The organism is Halopseudomonas bauzanensis (assembly GCF_900114735.1).
Lineage (GTDB): Bacteria > Pseudomonadota > Gammaproteobacteria > Pseudomonadales > Pseudomonadaceae > Halopseudomonas > Halopseudomonas bauzanensis.
In genome coordinates this window covers 141391-166374 of sequence record NZ_FOUA01000006.1, presented here as the reverse complement: position 1 = coordinate 166374, position 24984 = coordinate 141391, and the positions used below count along the sequence as shown (strand labels likewise).

25 protein-coding genes are annotated in these 24984 nt (G+C 61.4%); 5 read left to right on the top strand and 20 right to left on the bottom strand.

Annotated elements, in window-relative coordinates; all coding sequences use genetic code 11:
* Positions 1–20: 20 nt before the first annotated feature.
* From rnhB to rpsB, 15 genes are all read right to left on the bottom strand, one after another.
* A complete protein-coding gene (gene rnhB, locus BM267_RS13615) occupies positions 21–680 on the bottom strand; it encodes a ribonuclease HII (RefSeq protein WP_407920284.1) in 660 nt (219 codons plus the stop codon).
* A gap of 5 nt (positions 681–685) precedes the next feature.
* Positions 686–1867, bottom strand: coding sequence for a lipid-A-disaccharide synthase (lpxB, locus tag BM267_RS13610; protein ID WP_074780848.1), 1182 nt, complete (start codon positions 1865–1867; stop codon positions 686–688).
* Between the two features lie 3 nt (positions 1868–1870).
* Positions 1871–2647: an acyl-ACP--UDP-N-acetylglucosamine O-acyltransferase gene (lpxA, locus tag BM267_RS13605; protein ID WP_036990858.1), complete on the bottom strand. Its 777-nt coding sequence runs from the start codon at positions 2645–2647 to the stop codon at positions 1871–1873.
* Positions 2644–3084, bottom strand: coding sequence for a 3-hydroxyacyl-ACP dehydratase FabZ (fabZ, locus tag BM267_RS13600; RefSeq protein WP_036991225.1), 441 nt, complete (start codon positions 3082–3084; stop codon positions 2644–2646). Before fabZ ends, lpxA begins: the two co-directional genes overlap by 4 nt.
* A gap of 46 nt (positions 3085–3130) precedes the next feature.
* Positions 3131–4192 (bottom strand): UDP-3-O-(3-hydroxymyristoyl)glucosamine N-acyltransferase, encoded by a 1062-nt coding sequence (lpxD, locus tag BM267_RS13595; RefSeq protein ID WP_074780851.1) that lies wholly within the window; start codon positions 4190–4192, stop codon positions 3131–3133.
* Positions 4193–4197: 5 nt separating this feature from the next.
* On the bottom strand, positions 4198–4704 hold the full coding sequence (locus BM267_RS13590; protein ID WP_074780855.1) for an OmpH/Skp family outer membrane protein: 507 nt from the start codon (positions 4702–4704) through the stop codon (positions 4198–4200).
* A 37-nt stretch (positions 4705–4741) separates the two neighbouring features.
* On the bottom strand, positions 4742–7060 hold the full coding sequence (bamA, locus tag BM267_RS13585) for an outer membrane protein assembly factor BamA (protein ID WP_074780858.1): 2319 nt from the start codon (positions 7058–7060) through the stop codon (positions 4742–4744).
* A gap of 106 nt (positions 7061–7166) precedes the next feature.
* Positions 7167–8528 (bottom strand): sigma E protease regulator RseP, encoded by a 1362-nt coding sequence (rseP, locus tag BM267_RS13580; RefSeq protein WP_036990867.1) that lies wholly within the window; start codon positions 8526–8528, stop codon positions 7167–7169.
* A gap of 37 nt (positions 8529–8565) precedes the next feature.
* Positions 8566–9750: a 1-deoxy-D-xylulose-5-phosphate reductoisomerase gene (gene ispC, locus BM267_RS13575; protein ID WP_036990870.1), complete on the bottom strand. Its 1185-nt coding sequence runs from the start codon at positions 9748–9750 to the stop codon at positions 8566–8568.
* On the bottom strand, positions 9747–10562 hold the full coding sequence (locus BM267_RS13570; RefSeq protein WP_074780860.1) for a phosphatidate cytidylyltransferase: 816 nt from the start codon (positions 10560–10562) through the stop codon (positions 9747–9749). The genes ispC and BM267_RS13570 overlap by 4 nt, the downstream gene beginning before the upstream one ends.
* Positions 10562–11308: a polyprenyl diphosphate synthase gene (gene uppS, locus BM267_RS13565; RefSeq protein ID WP_074780863.1), complete on the bottom strand. Its 747-nt coding sequence runs from the start codon at positions 11306–11308 to the stop codon at positions 10562–10564. Before uppS ends, BM267_RS13570 begins: the two co-directional genes overlap by 1 nt.
* Positions 11309–11406: 98 nt before the next feature.
* Positions 11407–11964, bottom strand: a complete 558-nt coding sequence (gene frr, locus BM267_RS13560) for a ribosome recycling factor (RefSeq protein ID WP_036990877.1) — start codon at positions 11962–11964, stop codon at positions 11407–11409.
* Positions 11965–11967: 3 nt separating this feature from the next.
* Positions 11968–12702 (bottom strand): UMP kinase, encoded by a 735-nt coding sequence (pyrH, locus tag BM267_RS13555; RefSeq protein WP_036990880.1) that lies wholly within the window; start codon positions 12700–12702, stop codon positions 11968–11970.
* A 181-nt stretch (positions 12703–12883) separates the two neighbouring features.
* Positions 12884–13753, bottom strand: coding sequence for a translation elongation factor Ts (gene tsf, locus BM267_RS13550; RefSeq protein ID WP_036990882.1), 870 nt, complete (start codon positions 13751–13753; stop codon positions 12884–12886).
* A 146-nt stretch (positions 13754–13899) separates the two neighbouring features.
* The gene (gene rpsB, locus BM267_RS13545) at positions 13900–14640 is read right to left on the bottom strand and encodes a 30S ribosomal protein S2 (RefSeq protein ID WP_074780867.1); all 741 of its coding nucleotides are present in this window, start codon (positions 14638–14640) and stop codon (positions 13900–13902) included.
* Between the two features lie 288 nt (positions 14641–14928).
* On the opposite strand from rpsB, the gene map reads away from it, so the two are divergent.
* From map to dapD, 5 genes are read left to right on the top strand one after another with little or no spacing between them, the layout of a single operon-like run.
* Positions 14929–15717: a type I methionyl aminopeptidase gene (map, locus tag BM267_RS13540; RefSeq protein WP_074780869.1), complete on the top strand. Its 789-nt coding sequence runs from the start codon at positions 14929–14931 to the stop codon at positions 15715–15717.
* A 25-nt stretch (positions 15718–15742) separates the two neighbouring features.
* On the top strand, positions 15743–18442 hold the full coding sequence (locus tag BM267_RS13535) for a [protein-PII] uridylyltransferase (RefSeq protein ID WP_235818284.1): 2700 nt from the start codon (positions 15743–15745) through the stop codon (positions 18440–18442).
* A gap of 13 nt (positions 18443–18455) precedes the next feature.
* Complete coding sequence (gene dapC / locus BM267_RS13530; RefSeq protein ID WP_074780875.1) at positions 18456–19652, top strand: succinyldiaminopimelate transaminase; 1197 nt, start codon at positions 18456–18458, stop codon at positions 19650–19652.
* Between the two features lie 2 nt (positions 19653–19654).
* Entirely contained in the window at positions 19655–19996 is a 342-nt protein-coding gene (locus tag BM267_RS13525) for an ArsC family reductase (protein WP_074780878.1), read from the top strand.
* 23 nt (positions 19997–20019) lie between these two features.
* Complete coding sequence (dapD, locus tag BM267_RS13520; RefSeq protein WP_218144730.1) at positions 20020–21057, top strand: 2,3,4,5-tetrahydropyridine-2,6-dicarboxylate N-succinyltransferase; 1038 nt, start codon at positions 20020–20022, stop codon at positions 21055–21057.
* A gap of 52 nt (positions 21058–21109) precedes the next feature.
* Here the strand turns inward: dapD and BM267_RS13515 are convergent, their stop codons facing one another.
* The 5 genes from BM267_RS13515 to moaA are packed head-to-tail and all read right to left on the bottom strand — an operon-like array spanning position 21110 to position 24984.
* Positions 21110–22357, bottom strand: coding sequence for a molybdopterin molybdotransferase MoeA (locus BM267_RS13515; protein WP_074780884.1), 1248 nt, complete (start codon positions 22355–22357; stop codon positions 21110–21112).
* Positions 22357–23286: a bifunctional molybdenum cofactor biosynthesis protein MoaC/MoaB gene (gene moaCB / locus BM267_RS13510; protein WP_074780886.1), complete on the bottom strand. Its 930-nt coding sequence runs from the start codon at positions 23284–23286 to the stop codon at positions 22357–22359. The genes BM267_RS13515 and moaCB overlap by 1 nt, the downstream gene beginning before the upstream one ends.
* Entirely contained in the window at positions 23283–23741 is a 459-nt protein-coding gene (locus BM267_RS13505; protein WP_218144726.1) for a molybdenum cofactor biosynthesis protein MoaE, read from the bottom strand. The genes moaCB and BM267_RS13505 overlap by 4 nt, the downstream gene beginning before the upstream one ends.
* Before the next feature lie 2 nt (positions 23742–23743).
* Positions 23744–23995, bottom strand: a complete 252-nt coding sequence (locus tag BM267_RS13500; protein WP_074780889.1) for a MoaD/ThiS family protein — start codon at positions 23993–23995, stop codon at positions 23744–23746.
* On the bottom strand, positions 23995–24984 hold the full coding sequence (moaA, locus tag BM267_RS13495) for a GTP 3',8-cyclase MoaA (protein ID WP_074780892.1): 990 nt from the start codon (positions 24982–24984) through the stop codon (positions 23995–23997). The genes BM267_RS13500 and moaA overlap by 1 nt, the downstream gene beginning before the upstream one ends.

The following is a 24984-nucleotide window of genomic DNA, read 5'->3' as shown; positions in this document are numbered from 1 at the left end:
AAGACCGCTCCTACAAAAAATCAGGGAATCACCACCACTCCCGAGCCGCCAGTCGTTACTTCTTCCATCACCGTCGTAACCGGCCCTGCCGCCAACGCCTCACGCACCGGCGCGAAGGAGCGGCGATGAATCGGCGTCGCGCCGAGCACTTTGAGAGAAGACAGGTGTTCGGGCGTCGGATAACCCTTGTGCTTGCCGATACCGTAGCCGGGATAGAGCAGCTCCAGCTCTTGCATCTCTCGATCACGGGCGACCTTGGCCAGAATCGACGCAGCAGCGATGGCTGGCACCCGGCCGTCGCCCTGGATCACCGGCTCGCTCGGCATCGGCAATACCGGGCACCGATTGCCGTCCACCAGCACCCGGTCCGGGCGAATGGACAAACCCAGCACCGCGCGCTGCATGGCCAGCATGGTAGCGTGCAGGATGTTCAGCTGATCGATTTCCTCGACCTCGGCACGGGCGATAAACCATGCCAGCGCGCGCTCCTGGATCAATGGAAACAGCTCTTCGCGGCGCGCCTCGTTCAGTTTCTTCGAGTCGTTCAATCCCTCAATGGGCCGCAGCGGATCAAGGATCACCGCGGCGGTCACCACTGCGCCACAGAGCGGACCACGGCCCACTTCATCAACACCGGCGACCAGTTCATCACCCTCGGGCAGAGTCCAGTCCATGAGCATCTGGGTCATGCTAGCCGGCCCTTGCGTTGCAGCAGTTCGAGGATCGCCGCCGCTGCCGTGTGATCGGCGTCGCGGCGCAACATCTGGTGCAGCTCCAGGAAGACTGCCTCGGTCTGCTCCCGCTCGGGCGTGGGTCCCAGACGCGCCAGCAATGCCTGGCCCATAGCCTCGGGCGTAGCATCGTCCTGTAGAAACTCGGGAGCGACTTCGCGTCCGGCCAGCAGGTTCGGCAGCGCCACATGGCCAACCTTGACCAGACGCTTGAGGATCCTGAAGGTCAGCGGCGCCATGCGGTAGGCGACCACCATGGGCCGTTTGAACAGCATCGCCTCCAAGGTCGCCGTACCCGAGGCAATCAGCACGGCATCGCAAGCGGCCAGGGCTTCATGGGCCTGACCGTCGAGCAGCGTCAGCGGCAGTTGCAGGTCGCTCTCGGCCAGTATCGCCTCCATCTGCTGGCGCCGCTCGGGATTGGCGCAAGGCAGGACGAACTGCAGATCGGGGTTGCGCTGCAGACACCAGTGCGCAGTCTGCAGGAACAGCAGGCCAAGCTTGCGCAGCTCACCGTTGCGGCTACCGGGCAGCAGCGCCACAACGGTTGCGCTCTCGCTCAGGCCCAGCGTCTGTCGGGCACCGCTGCGGTCCGGCCGCAGTGGAATGCGATCAGCCAGAGTATGCCCGACGCAGCGTACCGCCACGTCATGCTCGCGATAGACTTGTTCTTCGAATGGAAACAACGTCAGCATCAGGTCGGTGGATTGGCGGATGCCCAGCACGCGTTTCTTCCGCCAGGCCCAGACCGAGGGGCTGACATAATGCACGGTCGGGATGCCCACTTCACGCAGCCGCCGCTCGACACCGAGGGTAAAGTCCGGCGCATCGATACCAATGAAGACATCGGGGTGGCGTTGCTGGAGAAAGCTCACCAGCTCTCGGCGTATGCGCAGCAGCTCGCGCAAACGTCCCAGCACTTCGACCAGCCCCATCACCGCCAGCCGCTCCATCGGCACCTGGGTAATCAGCCCTTCGGCCTGCATGCGCGGCCCGCCGATACCGATGAACTCGGCGTCTGGATGTCTTTCCTTCAGCGCCCGGATCAACCCTGCGCCCAGGGTATCGCCGGATGCTTCACCGGCAACCAGGGCGATACACAGGGGACGTGGGGATGGCACCGCAGAGGTATTCATGGCTCAGCGCGTGATGCCGCGGGTCGAAGCCAGAATCGAATCACGATACAAGGCCACTTCGGGATATTGGCTGGCCTCGTCATCAAGCAGCTGCAACGCTTCCTGCAGCGTCTTGCCCTGGCGGTAGACCACCTTGTAGGCCCGGCGCAGCGCGGCGATCAGCTCCTGGCTGTAACCCCGACGGCGCATGCCCTCGAAATTCATGCCATGGGCACTGGCCGGATTGCCGCCGACCATGACGAAAGCCGGGATATCCTTGAACACCGCGCTGTTGGCCGCACTCATGGACCAGGCGCCGATGTGGCAGAACTGATGAACGGTGGTGTAGCCGCCGAGAATGACGCCATCCCCCACATGCACATGGCCGGCGATGGTCGCGTTGTTGGCCATGATGATGTTGTCACCGACGATGCAATCATGGGCGATATGCACATAGGCCATCAGCAGGTTGTTGCTGCCGATGGTGGTCACGCCACGGTCCTGCACGGTGCCCCGATGCAGGGTGCAGCCTTCGCGAATGACATTGTTGTCGCCGATGACCAGCCGGGTCGGCTCACCATGGTATTTCTTGTCCTGGCAATCCTCGCCGACGGAGGCGAACTGGAAAATCCGGTTGCCCTGGCCGATGGTCGTCGGCCCGCGGACCACCACGTGAGGTCCAATGACCGTTCCCGCACCAATCTCGACATCCGGCCCGATCAGGGTCCAGGGACCGACCTCGACGTCATCAGCCAGCCGTGCGGCTGGATCAACGATCGCCTGAGGGTGAATTCGACTCATACCTTGTGTTCCGCACAGATGATTTCACCGGAACAGGCTTCCTTGCCATCCACCAGAGCACGGCAGGCGAACTTCCAGATGCCGCGCTTGTTACTCAGGTAGGCTGCTTCCAGCTGCAGCTGATCGCCGGGTACTACGGGCTGACGGAAACGCAGCTTGTCGGAGCCGACGAAATAATACAGGGTGCCATCTTCGGCCTTGGTGTTCATCATCTTGAACCCCAGCAGACCGGCTGCCTGGGCCATGGCCTCGATGATCAGCACGCCCGGCATGATCGGGTGACCCGGAAAGTGACCATTGAAGAAAGGTTCGTTGACCGACACATTCTTGTAGGCGCGAATACGCTTGCCCTCGAGGTCCAGCTCGACTACCCGATCCACCAGCAGGAAAGGATAGCGGTGGGGCAGGTATTCTTTGATTTCGTTGATATCCATTATGTCTTGAGGCCTTGCAGTGAAGGGTTGGATGCGCAATACGCACAGCTCAGGACTCAGATGAGCCCTGCGTCGCCTGAGTCACCGCGGGCAACTGCTTCTCCAGTTGTTGCACACGCTTGGCCAGCCCATCGAGCTGGCGGAAGCGTGCGGCACTTTTCTTCCATTCAGCGGCAGGCTGCATTGCGGTACCGGAGGAATAGGCTCCCGGTTCGGTAATGGAGCGCGTGACCATGGTCATGCCGCTGACAAATACGTTGTCGCAAATCTCGATATGGCCAACCATGCCCACACCGCCGGCGATGGTGCAATGGCGACCGATGCGGGTGCTGCCGGAAATACCGACGCAGGCCGCCATGGCCGTGTGTTCACCGATCTGGACGTTATGGGCGATCTGGATCTGGTTATCCAGCTTGACGCCGTTGCCGATGACGGTATCGCTGATAGCGCCGCGATCGATGGTGGTATTGGCACCGATCTCCACGTCATCACCGATCAGCACACCGCCGATCTGGGCGATCTTCTGCCAACTGCCGCGGTCGTTGGCAAAGCCGAAGCCTTCGCCACCGATCACTGCACCGGACTGAATGACCACCCGCTCACCCATGCGCACGTCGTGGTACAGGGTGACGCGCGGTGCCAGCCAGCTGTCGGCACCGACACGGCTGCGCGCGCCGACGAAGCATTGCGCGCCCAGAGTGACGTTGGCACCGATAACCGCGTCCGCCTCGATCACCGCACCGGCGCCGATGGAGGCCGTGCCATCGATCTGGGCCGACTCCGCGATCACCGCCGTCGGGTGAATCCCCGGCTGCGGACGCGGCTTGGGGTCGAAGCGATGCGATAACCGGGCATAGGCCAGGTAGGGATCGTCGACAATCAAGGCGTTACCGGCAAAGTCAGCGGCATCCGCCTCGGTCAACAGCAGGGCACCAGCCTGGGTGGTGGCCAGCAACTTGCGGTATTGACGATTGGCGAGGAAGCTCAGCTGATCCGCGCTGGCGTCCTGCAAGGTAGACAGACCACTAACTACCTTGCTGCCATCACCGACCAGTCGCGCACCCAGGCCGTCAGCCAGCTGCGCCAGGGTGAAACTGATTGAATCCGCCATCCCGATCAGCGCGCGCTATTCAGGCGCTCGATGACCTGACGGGTAATATCGAATTCCGGTTTCACGTCCACTACTGCGCTGCGATCAATGACCAGATCATAGGCACCGGCCTGCAGGACACTTTCCACTGCCTTGTCCAGCTTCGGCTTGAGCTGCTCCAGCATCTCGCGGTCGGACTGGGCCTTGGCATCGTTCAGCTCCTTGGACTGGACCTGGAACTCACGGGCCTTCTGGCGAAACTCCAGTTCGATTTTCTCCACCTCGGTCTGCCCCAGCTTCTCACCGTCACGCTGCATGCGATCCTGCAGACGCTTGGCTTCAGATTCGAGGTTCTTCAGACGCTGCAACTGGCTACCGAACTTCTTTTCTGCGTCCACGGAATAGCGCTTGGCTGCGTCCGACTCAAGCAAGGCCATCTGATAGTCCAGCACAGCGATTTTCATCTGCGCGGCAGCCGGGAAACTGGCCAGCGCAAACACGGACAATATTGCTACGGAAATAAACTTGCGCACTCTGTGACACTCCTGATGAAAAATGGGGTACCCGGTTTCAGAACGTCTGACCCAGGGTGAACTGGAAGACCTGCCGATCATCGTCAGACTCGTCGTTCAGCGGCACACCAAGGCTGAAGCCCAGCGGACCCAGGGCAGTCAACCACGACAAGCCAACGCCGACACTGTAACGGATTTCGCTAGCGGCCACATCAGGGCAACTGCTGCAATAGGTGTTGAAGACGTTACCGGCATCAAGGAACAGCACTGTGCGCAGCGAGCGTTGGTCCTGGACGAAGGGCGCGGGGAAAATCAGCTCGGCACCACCGGTGATCTTGACGTTACCACCGAAGGGTAACTCGTCGCGATCCGGGTCATCCGGGTGGGGGGTGCTCTTGGGACCCAGGGTACTGTCTTCGAACCCGCGCACCGAGCCGATACCGCCGGCAAAGTAGTGCTCGTAGAACGGCACCTGCTTGGTCGAACCGAAACGCCGGGCGAAACCGCTGTCAGTATGCAGACGCAGGGTCCAATCCTGGGTGATCGGGAAGAACCGCTGGCCGCGGTAGCCAATCTTGTAGAAATACAGGTCGCTGCCCGGCATGGTGGTTTCCAGCCCCAGACTCTGCGAGTAACCGCGATCCGGGAACACACCCCGGTTGAGCGTGGATTGCGACCAGCCGATATTGGCCTTGACGCTGAAGAAGTTGTCGCCTTCGGCATCGAGGAACTCACCGATCTCCTGCACGGTGTAGACCCCTTCCTTGATCTTGTCTTCTTGCAATGACAGACCGAAGGACAGACGCGAAGTATCGCTGATCGGATAACCGATATTGAAGCCGGCACCATAGGAGTCGACCGAGTAGCTGGAGATATCCACATCCAGCTCATCGTAATCGGTAGTGCGGTAGAAGGCATTGTAGCCCAGGCTGACACCATCGGCGGTGAAATAGGGGTTGAGGAAACCGAACGACAGCGCGGTCTGGTAGGCCGAGCGGTTGGCGCTGAAGCTAACGCGGTTACCGGTACCGAAGAAGTTGTTCTGGCTGATCGAGCCACCGAGAATCAGGCCGGTGCCCTGGGCAAAACCGAGGCTGGCGGTCACCGAGCCGGAGGGCTGCTCTTCCACGGTGTAGTTGACGTCAATCAGGTCGTCAGCGCCGGGAACCGGCACGGTTTCAACGTTCACTTCCTTGAAGAAGCCCAGGCGCTCGAGACGCACCTTGGATTGGTCGATCAGGTAGGTTGATGCCCAACCACCTTCCATCTGGCGCATCTCGCGACGCAGCACTTCGTCATCGGTCTTGGTGTTGCCACGGAAGTTGATGCGGTTGACATAGGCACGCTGTCCAGGATCGACAACGAAGGTTACATCGACGGTGCGATCTTCCTCGTTGACCTGGGGAATACCGTTGACGTTGGCGAAGGTGTAACCCTCGTTACCCAGGCGGCGACCGATCAGGTCCGAGGTCGCTGTCATTACCTGGCGCGAGAACACCTGGCCCGGCTCGACCAGCAGCAGGCGGCGAACGTCCGCCTCGGGCACCACCAGGTCGCCCGACAGCTTCACGTCATTGACGGTATACAGCTCGCCTTCGTTGACGTTGACGGTGACATAGACGTGCTTCTTGTCCGGGGTGATGGATACTTGGGTGGAGGTGATATCCATATTGATATAGCCGCGGTCCAGGTACCAGGAGCGCAGCCGCTCCAGGTCGCCGGACAGTTTTTCACGGGAATACTTGTCATCGTTACGGATGAAGGACAGCCAGCCGGTGGTCTTGAGTTCGAACAGCGGAATCAGCTCTTCGTCGGAAAACACCGAGTTGCCGACCACATTGACGTGCTTGATGGAGGCGACCGAGCCTTCATCCACGACGATTTTCAGCGCCACCCGGTTGCGCGGCTCGGTAATCACCTGGGCATCGATATCGGCGGAATAGCGGCCCTGGGCTACATACTGGCGCAGCAATTCGTTGCGTACGCCTTCCAGCGTCGCCTGCTGGAAGATCTCCCCCTCAGCCAGGCCGGCCATGCGCAGGCCGTCGAGCAGGTCCTCGGACTTGATCGCCTTGTTACCTTCCAGTTCGATGGAAGCAATGGATGGCCGCTCAACTACATTGATGACCAGCACATCACCTTCTCGACCCAGCTGGATATCCTGGAAGAAGCCGGTACGAAACAGGGAACGGGTAGCATCGACCAGCGACTGATCATCCACATCGTCGCCGATGTTGAGAGGCAAGGCACTGAACACACTGCCAGCGGAAACACGTTGCAATCCATTGACGCGTATGTCGGAGATCTGGAAGGCATCGGCATAAACTCCCGGCGCCAGGAGTATCAGCAATAGCGCAGGCAATAGGTAACGTTTCATGAAATCCGTTCTGGCTGACTGGTTAATTCTTATCTGCCGCATGCGACAGCTCGGGTATTGGAGCGGGTGTCACCAGGACATTCCCGCTTCCGTATCTCTATGCCGCTCAGCTGCCCAACCGGCTTATATCGTTGTAGATGGCGAATAACATCACGCCGACAATCATGGTCAATCCTATCTGCAATCCCCACCCCTGGATACGCTCGGAAAGGGGCTTTCCTCTAATCCACTCGGCCACGTAATACACCAGATGACCACCGTCGAGCACCGGAATGGGCAGCAGATTCAACACCCCCAGACTGATGCTCAGATAGGCAATGAAACCGAGAAAGCTTTCGACTCCAGACTTGGCCGAGGCGCCCGCCACTTTAGCAATGGTTATCGGGCCGCTCAAGTTTTTTGCCGAGACCAGCCCGGTGACCATCTTTTTCAGCGAATCGAGGGTCAGCGCGGTCATGTCCCAGGTTTTCATCACTGCCACCGGGATCGCCGTCAGCGGATTGTGGCTGATGCTGCGCATCATGTGCTCGGGCCATTCGAAGGCTTCGATACCGGCACCGATGAAACCGATCAGCCGGCCATCCTGCTCACGGGCCGCGGGAGTCAGGGCCAACGTGCGGATGCCTCCCTCACGCTCCACGGTCAATTCCAGTGTCTGACCGGCGCTGGCCTGAATAGCCGGCACCACGTCCACCAGCCAGTCGCTGACCGGCTCGCCATCGATCGCCACGATCAGATCGCCCGCTTGCAGTCCAGCCGCCGCGGCCGCGCCATCCGGACTGATCTGCCCGATCAGCGGTGGCACCGCCGGCTTCCAGCTGGTCAGACCCAGCGCCGCTACCGGGTCCGGCTGTTCGGCCCCGCGCAGCCAGCTCTGCAACTGCAGGGTATAACTCTGCGGCGCGCCGCCCTCACCTTCCCGCGCCAGCAGCTGCAGCTGTCCCGTTTCGCCAAGGCGGCGGATCAGCTGCAGATTGACTTCATGCCAGGTGGGCGTCGCGGTACCGTCAATCTCGAGGATCTCCAGCCCTTCGCGCATACCGGCGCGCTCGGCGATACTGCCGGGCTCGACCGGGCCGGTTACCGGCGCGACCGTGGTGATACCCAGCACCGCAATGATCCAGAATGCCAGGATAGCCAGCAGGAAGTTGGCCAACGGGCCGGCAGCGACGATGGCAATGCGCTGCTTGACGCTCTTGCGGTTGAACGCTTGATCCAGTTCCTGCTCCGGCACCGGACTCTCGCGCTCATCGAGCATCTTGACGTAGCCGCCCAACGGGATGCCGGCAATCACATACTCGGTGCCTTGGCGATCATGCCAGCTATACAAAGCTGGCCCGAAGCCGATGGAAAAGCGCAGCACTTTGACGCCGCACCGACGCGCGACCCAGAAATGGCCGTATTCGTGAATGGTGACCAGCAGCCCCAATGCCACGATGGTGGCCAGCAGAGTAAACAAAAGATCCATTCAGCGCCTCATTCGGGGACCGGTCTGAGTCTCATACTCAGACCCGCTTGACCAGCCATGTTTCCGCCTGTTCACGGGCCTGCTGATCAGCCAGCATGACCTGTGGCAGCTCTTCGACCCGCTCGGGCGGAAGGCAGTTCAATGTGTGCTCGATAATAACAGGGATGTCGGTGAAACCAATGCGTCCACCGAGAAAGGCCTGCACGGCCACCTCGTTGGCGGCGTTGAGGATGGCGCAGGCGGTGCCGCCAGCGTCAAAAGCCTGCCGAGCCAAGGACAGACAGGGGAAACGCAGCGGATCAGGGGCCTGGAAGTCCAACCGCGCGGTCCGCAGCAGGTCGAGCGCACTGACCCCGGAATCGATCCGCTCCGGCCACGCCAGTGCGTGGGCGATGGGGGTACGCATATCGGGATTGCCCAGCTGCGCCAGCACCGACCCATCGACGTAATCGACCAGCGAATGCACCACGCTCTGTGGGTGCACCACCACCTCGACCTGCTCGGGTCGCGCATCGAACAGCCAGCAGGCCTCGATCAACTCCAGGCCCTTGTTCATCATGCTGGCCGAGTCCACAGAGATTTTCTGTCCCATCGACCAGTTGGGGTGCGCGCAGGCCTGTGCTGGTGTTACCCCGGCCAGGTCTTCCAGCGCATAATCGCGGAAGGGTCCGCCAGAAGCGGTGAGCAGAATACGCCGCACGCCTACCTTGCCGAGGCCGGCGCCGTAGTTCTGCGGCATGCACTGAAAGATGGCGTTGTGCTCGCTGTCGATCGGCAGCAGCTGCGCGCCGGACTGGCTCACCGCCTGCATGAACAGGGCGCCAGACATGACCAGTGCTTCCTTATTGGCCAGCAATACGCGCTTGCCGGCACGTACCGCCGCCAGCGTCGGGGCCAGTCCGGCCGCGCCCACAATGGCCGCCATGACCACCTGGACACGCTGATCGGCTGCCACGTCGGCCAGCGCCTCGGACCCATGCAGCACCCGGGTCGGCACACCGGCCGCCGCCAGACGCGGCTGCAGTTCAGCTGCCTGGGCCGCGTCCGCCACCACAGCGAACACCGGCCGGTGCTGTTGACACTGCGCCTCCAGCACAGCCATGCGGCTGTGCCCGGTCAGAGCAAAAACACTGTAGCGGTCAACGTGCCGGGCCAGCACATCCAGAGTGCTGACGCCGATCGAGCCGGTCGCACCCAACACTGTAATCCATTCGTGACTCAACCCAGCAGACTCCCGAACAAATACCAGCCCAGGGAGAAAACCGGTACCGCCGCCGTCAGGCTGTCGATGCGGTCCATCACACCTCCATGCCCGGGCAACAGGTTGCTGCTGTCTTTCAGCCCCTGCTCGCGCTTGAACAGGCTTTCGGTCAGATCACCCACGACCGAAAACAGGACGACTACCAGGGTACCGACCATACCGATCAGGATAGATTGCATGGACCAGCCGAGATAGAGCATCGCCGCCACGGCGAGCAGCTGGGTCAACAGCACACCACCGAGCAGACCCTCGATAGTCTTGCCGGGGCTGACCCGCGGCAGCAGCTTGTTGCGGCCGAAGGTCTTGCCGGCAAAATAAGCGCCGATATCCGCCGCCCAGACCATCACCACCACAGCCAGTATCAGCCACAGCCCGCCGTCCAGCGCACGCAGCCAGACCAGTCCGTACCACGCCGGCAGCAATATCAGCAAACCGAACAGCTGCGCAATCAGTGAGCCGGTCCAGAGTCCGCGACCGTTGGGGTAGCGTATGATCATACTGGTCGCCAGCAGCCACCAGCCCAGTGCCGGCGCCAGCAGAAAATGCGGTGCCCAGGCATCGCGATACAGGCCGACCAGCATCAGCGCCACCGCCAGAGCATAGATTACCCGCCCTTTCTGCGAGACCTCACCGGCAAGCCGGGCCCACTCCCAGGCTCCCAGAGTAACAATGAAGCCGATCATCACGGCAAACCAGAGATGGTCGAGCAGCACAAAGCCGGCGATGACCAGGGGCGCTAGAATCACGCCGGTGAGAATGCGTTGCTTGAGCATCAGGACTCCGCTGCCACTTGTTCGCTGGTCTTGCCAAAGCGCCGCTGCCGGCGAGCAAAATCCGCCAGTGCCTCGCGCATGGCATCGTGTTTGAAATCAGGCCAGAAGAGATCGGAAAAATAGAGTTCGGCATAGGCCATCTGCCACAGCACGAAGTTGCTGATACGCCGCTCGCCGCCGGTGCGAATACACAGATCGGGCAGCGGCAGACCGGCAGTACTGAGCCGGGCTGCAAGATCATCCGCTTCGATGGTATCAGCGTCCAGAATGCCCGCTGCGGCATCGCGCGCCAGCGAACGGGCCGCCTGGGTGATATCCCATTGCCCGCCGTAATTGGCTGCCACCAGCAGTCGCAGACCACGACATTCAGCAGTGTAGGCCTCGGCATCCGCCATCGCCTGCTGCAACTTTGGCGTAAAGCGGCTGCGCTCACCAATGATGCTCAGACGGATGTCGTTATCCCGCAGCTTGCGCACTTCCCGGTGCAGCGCCAGCAGGAACAGCTCCATCAAGGCGCCGACCTCAGCCTGCGGCCGGGCCCAGTTCTCACTGGAGAAGGCGAACAGCGTGAGTACTTCCACCCCTTCCCGGGCGCACACCTCGATGACCGCACGGACGGCATCCACGCCCGCTTTGTGCCCTGCCACACCGGGCAGGAAACGTTTGCGTGCCCAGCGGTTGTTGCCATCCATGATGATGGCGACATGGCGAGGGACGGACCCGGTTGCAGCTTTATTATCAGTCATGATCAGGGTCTGCTGGTGTGCTGAACAAATTCATCTCCTGGTGCCCCTGCCCCGATCAGGCGCGCCCTTGGGCAGCACCCGCCAGGGCGGGATCTGCCTCAGATGGCCATCAGGTCCGTTTCTTTGGCTTCCAGCGCCTTGTCGATCTCGGCAATGTACTTGTCGGTGAGTTTCTGCACCTCATCTGCGGCACGACGCTCGTCGTCTTCGCTGATTTCCTTTTCCTTCTGCAGGTCCTTCAGCTGACCCAGCGCATCACGACGGATATTGCGTACCGCCACCCGCGCGTTCTCCGCTTCGCTGCGCGCCTGCTTGGTATAACCCTTGCGGGTTTCCTCGGTCAGTGCAGGCATCGGCACACGGATGGTGGTGCCGGCAGTAGCCGGGTTCAGACCCAGGTCGGAAGTCATGATGGCCTTTTCCACGGCCTGGATCATGCTCTTGTCGAATACGCTCAGGGCCAGCGTACGCGAGTCTTCGACGGTGACGTTGGCCACCTGACGCAGCGGCGTGTCGGACCCGTAGTAGGACACCATAACGCTGTCGAGAATGCTCGGATGTGCCCGACCAGTGCGGATCTTCGCGAAGGCGACGTCCAGCGACTCGGCCGACTTCTTCATACGTTCCTGCGCTTCTTGCTTGATTTCGTTGATCATTACTCAGCCCTCGATCAATGTTCCCTCGGCGCTTCCTACCACTGCATTGAGCAGCGCGCCAGGCTTGTTCATGTTGAATACCCGCAAGGGCATCTGGTGATCGCGGATCAGACAGATGGCTGTCAGATCCATTACACCCAGCTTGAGGTCCAGCACCTGGTCATAGCTGAGCTTGTCGAAACGTTCGGCATTCGGATCCTTCATCGGATCGCGGTTATAGACGCCGTCCACCTTGGTTGCCTTCAATACCACATCCGCATCCACCTCGATACCGCGCAGGCAGGCGGCAGTGTCGGTGGTGAAGAAGGGGTTACCGGTACCAGCGGAAAATATTACCACGTCGCCACCAGCCAGATAGCGCATGGCCTTGCGTCGATCATAATGCTCGGTGACGCCTTCCATGGTGATAGCTGACATCACCCGGGTCTGGATATTGGAGCGCTCCAGGGAGTCGCGCATGGCCAGACCGTTCATTACGGTGGCCAGCATGCCCATGTGGTCACCGGTAACCCGGTCCATGCCGGCGGCACTGAGAGCGGCGCCGCGGAACAGATTGCCGCCACCGATCACCAGTCCCACCTGTACACCAATGCCAATCAGTTGGCCGATTTCCAGCGCCATGCGGTCCAGCACCTTGGGATCGATACCGAAGTCTTCGGTACCCATCAGGGCCTCTCCGCTGAGTTTGAGAAGGATTCGCTTGTACTTGGGCTGACGGCTGCTAGGTACCTGGGCCATTCATCACTCTCCTGCTGTGGCTGGTGAAACACTCAACAAGTCACACCCAGACCATCAGGATGGCGACTTGTTCAGTATTTCTTAAAAAGAAGGCTTCACGCCTGCGCGGGAAGCCTTCCGATACTACTCTGGTTGCAGACTCCGCGCAGGGAGTCTGCAGAGCGCTGGTCACGCCGCGCAATTACTGCTTGGAGGCAGCAATCTGGGCAGCTACTTCGGCAGCGAAGTCAACCTCGGCACGCTCGATGCCCTCGCCCACTTCAAAGCGGGTGAAGGAAACGATTTCAGCACCGGCTTTCTTGGCCAGCTCGCCGACCTTGATTTCCGGATCCTTGACGAAGGCCTGCTCAACCAGGCTGGCTTCGGCGAGGAACTTGTTGATCCGGCCTTTGACCATATTCTCAACAATGTTCTCCGGCTTGCCGGCGATCTTGTCAGCATTCAGGCTCAGGAAGATTTCCTTTTCCTTCTCGATCACTTCAGGAGATACCTGGGAAGGATCAAGCAGCTGCGGGTTGCTGGCAGCCACGTGCATGGCGATGTCACGGGCCAGCTCGGCGTCGCCGCCTTTCAGGACAACCAGTACACCGATACGATGACCGTGCAGGTAGGCACCCACCACGTCGCCTTCAACACGGGTCAGACGACGGATGTTGACGTTCTCACCACACTTGGCAACCAGCGCCTCACGGGCGGTTTCCTGATCGGCGATCAGCGGAGCAGCGTCGGTGTAACCGGCAGCGAAACCCTTCTCCAGGCTATCGTTGACGAAGCCCTTGAAGTCGTCTTGCAGCGCCAGGAAGTCGGTCTGGGAGTTGACTTCGATGATAATGGCTGACTTGTTGTCGTCCGCCACCTTGACAGCAATGGAGCCTTCAGCGGCAATGTTGCCAGCTTTCTTGGCGGCCTTGATCGCACCGGCAGCACGCATATCGTCGATGGCTTTCTCGATGTCGCCATCCGCTGCGGCAAGCGCCTTTTTGCAATCCATCATGCCCTGGCCGGTACGCTCACGCAGTTCCTTGACCATGGCTGCAGTAATCTGTGACATGAATTATTCCTCTGGCTTGCTTGATTGGGAGCCACCCGGACCACAGGGTAGCCTCATCATGTTGCTTTCAAGATATTTCAACATAGTGCAAAAAGGGGGCAAGGCCCCCTTCTTGGTTACGGCATTGAGACCACGCCGGTTCCTGCTCAGCCTTCGGATGCCTCGGGAGCCGCAGCAGCTTCTTCGACGAACTCGTCGACACCGCCGCTGTTCTTGCCGCGCAGTACTGCATCAGCCATGGCGCCGGCGTACAGCTTGATGGCGCGGATGGCGTCATCGTTACCGGGGATCACGTAGTCGATGCCTTCGGGGCTGCTGTTGGTATCGACGATGCCGATGACCGGGATGCCCAGCTTGTTGGCTTCGGTGATAGCAATGCGCTCGTGCTCGACGTCGATGACGAAGAGAGCGTCAGGCAGGCCGCCCATATCCTTGATACCACCCAGGCCGCGATCCAGCTTTTCCAGGTCGCGGGTGCGCATCAGGGCTTCTTTCTTGGTCAGCTTGGTGAAAGTCCCGTCCTGGGACTGAACTTCCAGGTCACGCAGACGCTTGATGGACTGACGGATGGTCTTGTAGTTGGTCAGCATGCCGCCGAGCCAGCGATGATCAACGTAGGGCATGCCAGCGCGGGTGGCTTCTTCAGCAATGATCTTGCTGGCAGCGCGCTTGGTACCGACGAACAGCAGCTTGTTCTTGCCACTGGCCAGTTTCTCCACGAAGCTCAGGGCTTCATGGAACATCGGCATGGTCTTTTCCAGGTTGATGATGTGAATCTTGTTGCGAGCGCCGAAAATGAACTTGCCCATTTTCGGGTTCCAGTAACGGGTCTGGTGGCCAAAGTGCGCACCGGCCTTCAGCATGTCACGCATGGAAACTTGGGTCATGATAACTCCATATATAGATCGGGTTGGGCCTCCACGCATCCCGCTATCCAACCCCGAAGGGCACCCAGGACAACGTGTCGATACGTGTGCGGTTTCAGTAAATACCTGAGGTAAAAATCTGCGGTTCTCTCAGGCGCGGCGCTTTATACCATAGAGTGGGGGGCCGAATAAAGGCTGGCGTGCCGAACGGCGCCTGCCCCGGGCAGCCTTTCTATCTGATAAACTCACGCCCAATCAATCCATTCCGCACGCCAGTCGGCGTGGCAAGACGAGAGAATTCCCCCAATCATGAGCGTATCCATCAAGACCCCCGAAGACATCGCCGGCATGCGCGTCGCCGGCCGACTGGCCGCCGAAGTGCTGGAAATGATCGGGGAATACGTCAAGCCGGGCGTGACCACCGATGAGCTGAACCAGCGTTGTCACGACTTCATCATCAATGAACAGAAAGCCATTCCCGCGCCGCTGAACTACGGCGGCGGGCACGGTCGCATCCCCTTCCCCAAGTCCATCTGCACCTCGCTCAATCACGTGGTCTGCCATGGTATTCCCAACGACAAGCCGCTGAAGAATGGCGACGCGATGAATATCGATATCACTGTGATCAAGGATGGCTACCACGGTGACACCAGCAAGATGTTCCATGTTGGCGAGGTGCCCGACTGGGTCACCAGACTGTCCCGCGTTACCCAGGAGTGCCTGTACAAGGGTATCTCCGTGGTTCGCCCCGGCGCCCACCTCGGTGATATCGGCCAGATCATCCAGGACCATGCCCATGCCAACCGTTACAGCGTGGTGCGCGACTATTGCGGCCACGGCATCGGCAAGGTCTTCCATGAAGAGCCCCAGGTGCTGCACTACGGCAAGGCCGGCACCGGACTGGAGCTGAAGGAAGGCATGATCTTCACCATCGAGCCCATGCTCAATCAGGGGCGTGCCGAAACTCGGCTGCTGGGCGATGGCTGGACCGCCATCACCAAGGATCGCAAACTCTCTGCCCAGTGGGAGCACACTATCCTGGTCACTGCCGATGGCTATGAGGTGCTGACTCTGCGCAAGGAAGAAGACTTCCGCTAAAGGCCAACTCTGCCGAGGAATCATTGTGGATCACGAACTGTTTGACCCTGGCCAATTCCAGGCGGACCTGGCCCTCAAGCGCAGTCCGATTCCGGCTTTCAAGAAAGCCCTGCGCCATGCCCGCGAGGTACTGCAGGCACGTTTTGAGGGCGGCCGGGACATTCACAAGCTGATTCACGATCGGGCCTGGCTGGTCGATCAGATCCTGCGCCAGGCGTGGACTACCCTCGGCTGCCCCGACGAAGCCGATATCGCCTTGCTGGCCGGCGGCGGCTACGGGCGCGGGGAATTACACCCCCATTCGGACATCGACCTGCTGATCCTGCTACGCGATGGCACCGGCGATCGCTACAACGAGGCTATCAGCCACTTTCTCACGCTACTCTGGGACATCGGCCTGGAAGTTGGCCAGAGCGTGCGGACCATCAGCGAATGCCAGGACGAGGCGCGCGCCGATGTCACCGTGATCACCAACCTCATGGAATCACGGACACTGGTTGGTGACGAAGCCTTGCGCCAGGCCATGCTCGACGCTGTCGGGCCGCAGCACATGTGGACCAGCGCCGAATTCTTCCGTGCCAAGCGCGCCGAGCAACATGCCCGTCACGCCAAGTTCAATGACACCGAGTACAACCTCGAACCCAACGTCAAGAGTTCACCCGGCGGGCTGCGTGATATCCAGACCATCGGCTGGGTCGCCCTGCGCCACTTCGGCACCAGCGACCTGCGCGAACTGGTCGAGCAGGGCTTCCTGAACGAGCCCGAGTACAACATCCTCGCTGGCGGTCGCACCTTTCTCTGGCAGGTACGCTTTGCCCTGCATGCCCTGGCCGGCCGCGCCGAGGACCGGTTGCTGTTTGATCACCAGCGCGCCATCGCCCGTCTGTTCGGCTTTGAAGACAACGACGCCAAGCTTGCGGTCGAGCGCTTCATGCAGAAGTACTACCGCATCGTCATGTCGCTGTCGGAACTCAACGACCTGTTGATGCAGCATTTCGAGGAGATCCTGCTGCGCGATGCCGAGTCGGCAGAAATCCAGCCGCTCAATTCCCGCTTCCAGGTGCGCAATCACTACATCGAGGTGACGCATCCGCAGGTATTCAAGCGCACGCCCTTCGCGCTGCTGGAAATCTTCGTGCTGATGGCCCAGCATCCGGAGATCCGTGGTGTGCGCGCCGACAGCATCCGCCTGCTGCGTGACCATCGCCATCTGATCGATGACAACTTTCGCAGCGACATCCGCAACACCAGCCTGTTCGTCGAACTGCTGCGCTGCCGCGAAGGCGTGCACCGCAACCTGCGGCGCATGAATCGCTACGGCATTCTCGGGCGTTATCTGCCGGAATTCGGCCGTATCGTCGGGCAGATGCAGCATGACCTGTTCCACATCTATACCGTAGACGCCCACACGCTCAACCTGATCAAGCACCTGCGCAAGCTGGGCCGCCCCGATTACCAGGAAAAGTATCCGCTGGCCTGGAAGATCTTCTGCCGCCTGCCCAAGCCGGACCTGCTGTACATGGCCGGGTTGTACCACGACATCGCCAAGGGCCGTGGCGGCGATCATTCCGAGCTGGGCTCGATCGACGCTACGCTGTTCTGCCAGCGTCATCAATTGCCCGCCTGGGATACCCATCTGGTCAGTTGGCTGGTGGAGCATCATCTGCTGATGTCCACCACCGCCCAGCGCAAGGATATCTCCGACCCCCAGGTGATCCACGACTTCGCCGTCCAGCTGGGCAACCAGGTGCGCCTGGACTACCTGTATGTGCTGACCATCGCCGATATCAACGCCACCAACCCCAATATGTGGAACTCCTGGCGGGCCTCGCTGCTGCGCCAGTTGTATACCGAGACCAAGCGCGCCCTGCGCCGCGGGCTGGACAATCCACCCAACCGCGCGCAATTGATCGCCGACACTCAACATGCCGCCATGGATATCCTGGTACGCACCGGCATCGACGAGGAGGACGCCGAAGCGCTCTGGGCACAACTGGGTGACGATTACTTCCTGCGCCACACCGCCAGCGATATCGCCTGGCATACCGAAGCCATCGTGCAACATCCCGAGCACCGCGGCCCGCTGGTACTGATCAAGGAAACCGCCCAGCGCGAATTCGAGGGCGCCACCCAGATTTTCCTCTACACGCCCGAGCAACACGACCTATTCGCCGTGACTGCCGCGGCCATGGACCAGCTCAACCTGAGCATTCAGGACGCCCGAGTGATCACCACCACCAACCGCTTCAGCCTGGATACCTATATTGTGCTGGACGCCGATGGCGGCCCGATCGGCGATCATCCCGAACGCATCCGCGAGATCAAGGCCGGGCTGCTTGAGGCACTTTCCGACCCCGACGCCTACCCCGCCATCATCCAGCGCCGGGTGCCGCGACAGCTCAAGCACTTCGCCTTCGAGCCCGAGGTCACCATCTTCACTGACCATAGTGGACAGCACACCACGCTGGAATTGAGCGCGCCCGATAGACCAGGCCTATTGGCCAGAATGGGAAAAATATTTCTCGATTTCGACATCAGCGTGCAAAATGCGCGCATCGTCACGCTGGGTGAGCGTGTGGACGACGTATTCGTGATCACCGATGCGGACAATCAACCACTGTCCGATCCGCAATTGTGCGAGCGATTGCAGAGCACCATCATCCGTACACTCGGCCCCCACACCCAGCAGTCGGATAACGGCATACCCCATTCAATCGTGTTTTGAGGATCGACCCCGGATGAACCAGGACCTGCAGCAACTGCAACCCTACCCCTTTGAAAAGTTGCGGGCACTGGTCGCCGATATCACCCCCAACCCGGCGCTGTCACCGATATCCCTGTCGATCGGCGAACCCAAGCATGCTTCGCCGGCCTTCGTGCTGGACGCCATGGCGGCACACCTGGACAAGGCGGCCATCTACCCCTCGACCGCAGGCCTGCCGGCGCTGCGCCAGGGTATCGCTGACTGGCTGAGCCAGCGTTTCCAGCTGCCCACCGGCATGCTCGACGCCGACCGGAACGTATTGCCGGTCACCGGTACCCGCGAGGCGCTGTTCTCCTTTACCCAGGCCGTGGTGCAGCGGGACCCGCAAGGTCTGGTGGTCAGCCCCAACCCCTTCTATCAGATCTACGAGGGCGCAGCGCTGCTGGCCGGCGTACAGCCACATTATCTGGCTTGCGATGCCAGCAATGGGTTCATCCCCGATTTCGACAAGGTGCCGGCAGATATCTGGCGGCGCTGCCAGTTGCTGTTCATCTGCTCCCCCGGCAACCCCACTGGCGCAGTCACCTCACTGCACACCCTGCAGAAACTCATCGCGCTGGCGGACGAGTACGACTTCGTCATCGCCTCGGATGAGTGCTACAGCGAAATCTACTCACCGGCCCAACCGGCTCCGGTAGGCCTGCTGCAGGCCTGTGCCAGTCTGGGACGCACGGACTTTTCCCGCTGCGTGGTGTTTCACAGTCTGTCCAAGCGCTCCAACCTGCCCGGTCTGCGCTCCGGCTTCATTGCCGGCGACGCCCGTCTGCTGGAACCCTATCTGACCTATCGCACGTATCACGGCTGCGCCATGCCGGTCCAGACTCAACTGGCCAGCCTCGCCGCCTGGCAAGACGAAGCGCATGTACAGACCAACCGCAGCCTGTACCAGGCCAAGTTCGATGCCGTACTGGACATCCTCGGTGATGTCATGGACGTCCAGCGTCCGGATGCCGGCTTCTATCTGTGGCCCGTCACGCCCATCGATGACGAAACCTTCACCCGCCGCCTGCTGGCCGATCAGAACGTGGCCGTGGTACCGGGACGCTACCTGTCACGCGATGTCGAGGGCCATAACCCCGGCGCCGGTCGTGTGCGCCTGGCGCTGGTTGCACCGCTCGGCGACTGCATCGAAGCAGCGCAACGCATTCGTACCTTTATCAGGAGCCTCTGACCATGATCACCCTCTACGGCATCAAGGCCTGTGACACCATGAAAAAAGCCCGCACCTGGCTGGACGAACATGGCGTCGAATACCAGTTTCACGACTACAAGAAGGAAGGCATTGATGCTAACCGGCTGCACACCTGGTGCACCGAACATGGCTGGGAGAAAATTCTCAACCGCCAGGGCACGACCTTCCGCAAGCTCGATGACGCAGACAAGCAGGACATCGACCAGAACAAGGCCGTCGCTCTCATGCAGGCCAACCCCTCAATGATAAAAAGACCGGTACTCGATACCGGCTCACAGCGTCTGGTCGGCTTCAAGCCCGATCTCTACGCCGCTGCCTTCTGACTACATGCACAAAGGAACCACCCCTGATGAGTGACCATTTCAGCCTGGCCCTGGGTATCGGCACCCAGAACAATGCCGGTGACTGGTTGGAAGTGTACTATCCCCAACCACTCCTGAAACCCGATCGCCGTATCGTTGCCGTTTTCGCCGAACAGCTCGGCTACGACGGTGGCAACCAGGCCATCAACTTTAACGCCAGTCAGTGCGCCGCACTGGGCAAAGCCCTTATCGATGCAGGCTTTGCCGAGCTCGGCGCATTGGCCAACCAGTTGGAGCACAGCACCCGTCCGCTGGTCGCCACCATCCTGGAAACCGATGACGCGCCCATCACCACCCCCGGTGCCTATCTCAAGCTGCACTTGCTGTCGCATCGTCTGGTCAAGCCCCATGAAGTGGTGCTGGCTGGCCTGTTCCCGCTGCTGCCCAATGTCGCCTGGACCAACGAAGGCGCCATCGACCTGAGCGAGCTGCCCCAGCGCCAGCTGGCAGCCCGCCTTGAGGGCCGCGATCTGCAGGTGCACAGCGTCGACAAATTCCCGCTGATGACCAACTACGTCGTACCCAGCGGTGTACGCATCGCCGACACCGCCCGGGTCCGCCTGGGCGCCTATGTCGGCGAAGGCACCACCGTCATGCATGAAGGCTTCATCAACTTCAATGCGGGTACCGCCGGTACCAGCATGGTGGAAGGCCGCATCTCCGCTGGCGTATTCGTCGGCAAGGGCTCGGATCTGGGTGGCGGCAGCTCGACCATGGGTACGCTCTCCGGCGGCGGCAATATCGTCATCTCGGTGGGTGAAGGCTGTCTGATCGGCGCCAACGCCGGTATCGGCATCCCGCTGGGTGATCGCTGCACCGTCGAAGCCGGCCTGTACATCACCGCGGGCCTCAAGGTCGCGCTGCTGGACGACGCCGACAACCTGGTGGAAATCATCAAGGCCCGCGACCTGGCCAATCAGCCTGACCTGCTGTTCCGCCGCAACTCACAGACCGGCTCAATCGAGTGCAAGACCAACAAGAGCGCTATTCAGTTGAATAGCATCTTGCATGCGCACAATTGAGTGATTGAGTGAAGGAAAAGCCCGGCTCGCCGGGCTTTTCTTTATCCCCGGTTTATCGCAACGCCAACCAGCGCACCACCGAACCAGCACGCCAGGCCTCTTCACTGGCCGGCACCCAGGCCAGCACATCCGCAGCCATCATGTTCGACAGCATATGCGACGCCTGGCGCGGTAACGGCGCCAGGGTTGCAGTGCCACTGAGTGGATCTGTCCTTAGCTGCATGCGTAGCCACTGATCACGCTGGTCGGCCGGCATGGCATCCTCCTGTAAGGCGGCATAGCCCCACTCCGGCTCAGCGTCCTCACCTTCCAGGGCGCGAATCACCGCTGCCACATGCACAGCCAGCCCCACGAGTACCGCTGCCGGATTGCCCGGCAAGCCAATCAGTGGAATGCTACGCCCGGCCTGAGCACCTGTGCCGAACCACAGCGGCTTGCCGGGCTTTTGCGCCAATTTCCAGAAATGCCGTGTCAGCCCAAGGCGCTCTGCTGCGTCCGGCACGTGGTCCCGGTCGCCGACCGACACACCACCGGTGGTGATAATCGCATCCGACTCCTCCAGCGCCTGTGCCAGCGCCTCGCACATATTTTCAAAACGATCCGCCACCACACAGCAGCGCACCAGGGGCTGGCCACGCTGCGCCAGCCAGCCGCGTACCAGCGGCCCGTTGGCATCAAAGATTTGCCCAGGCGCCAGCAGCTCTCCCACCGGTTTCACCTCATCACCGGTCACCAGTACCGTTACCCGCGCCCGGGGATGCACCTTGACCTGCGATACACCGGCCATGGCAAGCGCCGCCAGGCGGCCCGCATCCAACCGCAGGCCAGGGTCAGCCAGGACAGCTCCGCATCGTAATTCCTCACCACGCAGACGCAGATCGGTCACTGGCGCCAGTGCGCGCTCGACCCTGACCACACCACCCTCACGCACCACCCATTCCTGGCGCACTATGGTATCGGCCCCCGCCGGCACCGGTGCTCCGGTCAGAATGCGCATGGCGCACCCCGGTGCCACTGCCCGGGCCGTGCTCTGGCCGGCGGGAATCTCCCCGCTCAGCGTCAGCGTTACCGGCCGCTGCGGCGAGGCACACTGCAGGTCCTCACTGCGCACGGCATACCCATCGACTGCGCTTTGATCGAACAATGGCAGATCCACTGCCGCCCGCACCGTTTCCGCCAGCACCTGCCCCAGTGCCGCTTCGATGGGCAGCTCCTGCTCCGACAGCGGCGCCAGCACCCGTCGGTAAGTCGCCAGAGCGTCCGCCACGGACAGCAAGCCCTGCGTTGTTCCGCATGCCATCAGTTGTAACCACCCGGATGCGGCTGGCCGGCCCTACATACCTCCAGCAAATGCACCAGACCAGACAACAGCGCCGCCAGCGTTTCTTCAGCCCCGCGACGGCTACCGGGGAAGGTGATCAGCAGGGTATCGCCGGCCAGGCCGGCCACGCCCCGCGACATCATCGCGTAGGGTGTTCGGCGCTGACCGAAGTCCCGGGCCGCTTCCATCATCCCCGGCAGTTCGGTGGTCAATAGCGGCTGTACGGTCTCCACGGTGCAATCCCTGGGCCCGACACCCGTGCCGCCTACGGTAATCACCAGCGCTACACCCTGCGCCAGTTGAGTCTGTACTGCGTCGCGCAGCTGAGTGGGCTCATCGGGCAGCACCTGGTAATGCACCGGCTCAAAGCCGGCCGCGGACAGGCCTACTTGCACCGAACGCCCGGCGGTGTCCGGCTTCCGGCCAGCCGCCACGCTGTCCGACAGCACGATCACCGCTGCGCTCAGGGGTGCTCGCAGATACCGGCGAAATTGCGACTTGCCCCCGGTTTTCTCCAACAGCCGACCATCGGTGATCTCCAGGCGATCCGGGCTGGTATGCGGCTTGAGCATGTCATACAGGGTCAGCGCCGCCACCTGCGCCGCGGTCAGCGCTTCCATCTCGACGCCGGTGGGGCCGATGGTCTGCACCTCGGCGAAGATGGTCACCTGTTCTTCGCCCAGTTCGAAGATCACCTCAGCCCGGTGGATCGGCAAGGAATGGCACATTGGCAGCAGTTCGTCGGTGCGCTTGGCGGCCAGTATTCCGGCAATGCGGGCAGCCTGCAGCGCATCGCCCTTGTCTGTGTCGCCGCGCCGCAGTCGCTCGATACAGTCCTGCGGCGCCCGCAGTCGGCATTGGGCCCGGGCGCTGCGGAACGAGTCTGGTTTGTTGCTGACATCTTTCAAGGGTGGTCTCCATCACAGGTGTCGCGGTGGGCGTCGGGGCGAATGCAGCAGCCCTGCACATAAGCGCTGCTGCCATCGGTGTAATGCTCTTCCTTCCAGATCGGTGCCTGGTGTTTCACTTCATCGACCACATGACGACAAGCCTCGAAAGCTTCCGCACGATGGCCCGACCGGACCACGCAGGCGATCGCCACATCACCGATGCGCAGCGAGCCAAGCCGATGCACCACCCGGCAATAGCTGAGGCCGAAACGGCGGCAGGCATCGTTTTCAATATCGGCGATGCGCTTTGTCGCCAGCGGCGCATAGGCGGTATAGCTCAGGCTTTCCACTGACATGCCCTGATGATGGTTGCGTACGGTACCGACAAACAGCGCCAGCCCTCCGCACTCCGGATAGCGATCCAGCGCCAGCAAGGCCTGGATATCGATAGGTTCATGGGTCAGGTGCAGCATGCTCAGCCTCCGGCCACGGGTGGCAGCAGAGCCAGTTGGCCACTCGCCGGCACCGGGTCGGAGCGCAGTAGCACCTCGCTGCCACAGACCACCGCACACTGGTCCAGCCGTGGCTGCAAAGCTGGCCAGTGATCCGCCAGCAGCACCAAGGCATCGGCCACCGTCGCTGGCGGCGGAGACGCATTGAGCGTGAACCGCTCATTGCCTGCCAACAACGGAATCAGCTCACCATAAAATTCAAAAGACAGATTCATCAGCCCCCCATTCCATGCATGGTTATCAATCGTGCCACCGGGCCGGGCGTCGCCGCATAGCCAGCGTCCTTGTGCCAGACCCGTTGCGTAATGCGCTGGCGCAGCGCGCGGTCATCCTCGCCGCTGCGTAGCGGCGTCAGCAGGTCGTGCCCCTGGCGAGAAAACAGGCAGGTGTACAGATGGCCGTTGGCGGTCAGTCGGAGTCGATCGCAGGAGGCGCAGAACGGACGCGTCACGGTCGAGATCACGCCTACCGTGTAATCACCATCGAGCCGATATTGGGTAGCTGGGTTCGAGCTGCGCGGCAGCGCCTGCACATGATGGAGCTGCTCAAGGACGCCAAGGATCTGTGCTTCGGACACCACCTGGCCTGCCTGCCAGCGCCCCGGCTCATCCAGCGGCATGTACTCGATAAACCGCAGCGGCAGCTGCCGTGATCGCGCCCACGCCACCAGTGGCAGGATCTGATCGTGGTTGTAGTCCTGTATCAGTACCGCGTTCAGCTTGACCGCAATGCCACGGTCGCGGGCCCGCTCGATGCCCGCCAGCACCGGCGCCAGCGGGCTACGGGTGAGCGCCTGAAAGCGCACCTCATCCACCGCATCCAGACTGATGTTCAGATCATCCAGGCCAGCCTCGATCAGATCGTCGAGCAGCATAGGCAAACGGGTGCCATTGGTGGTCATCGACAGTCGCTTCAAGCCGCGTTCGCGCAGGCGCGACAATGCCGCCACGCAGGCCACCACGTCCTTGCGCAACAGGGGTTCACCGCCGGTCAGGCGAATCTCCTCGATACCGGCATCGACAAACAGGGTCGCCAGCCGTACCAGCTCCTGCCGGTCCATCAGCTCGCGGCCGGGCAGCCATTGCGGGTGCTCCGGCATGCAGTACCGGCAGCGGAAATTGCAGCGGTCGGTGAGAGATAAACGCAGCTTGCGTTTGGAGCGCCCGAAACGATCCTGCAGCAGCGGGCTGGTGGCCATGTCCAT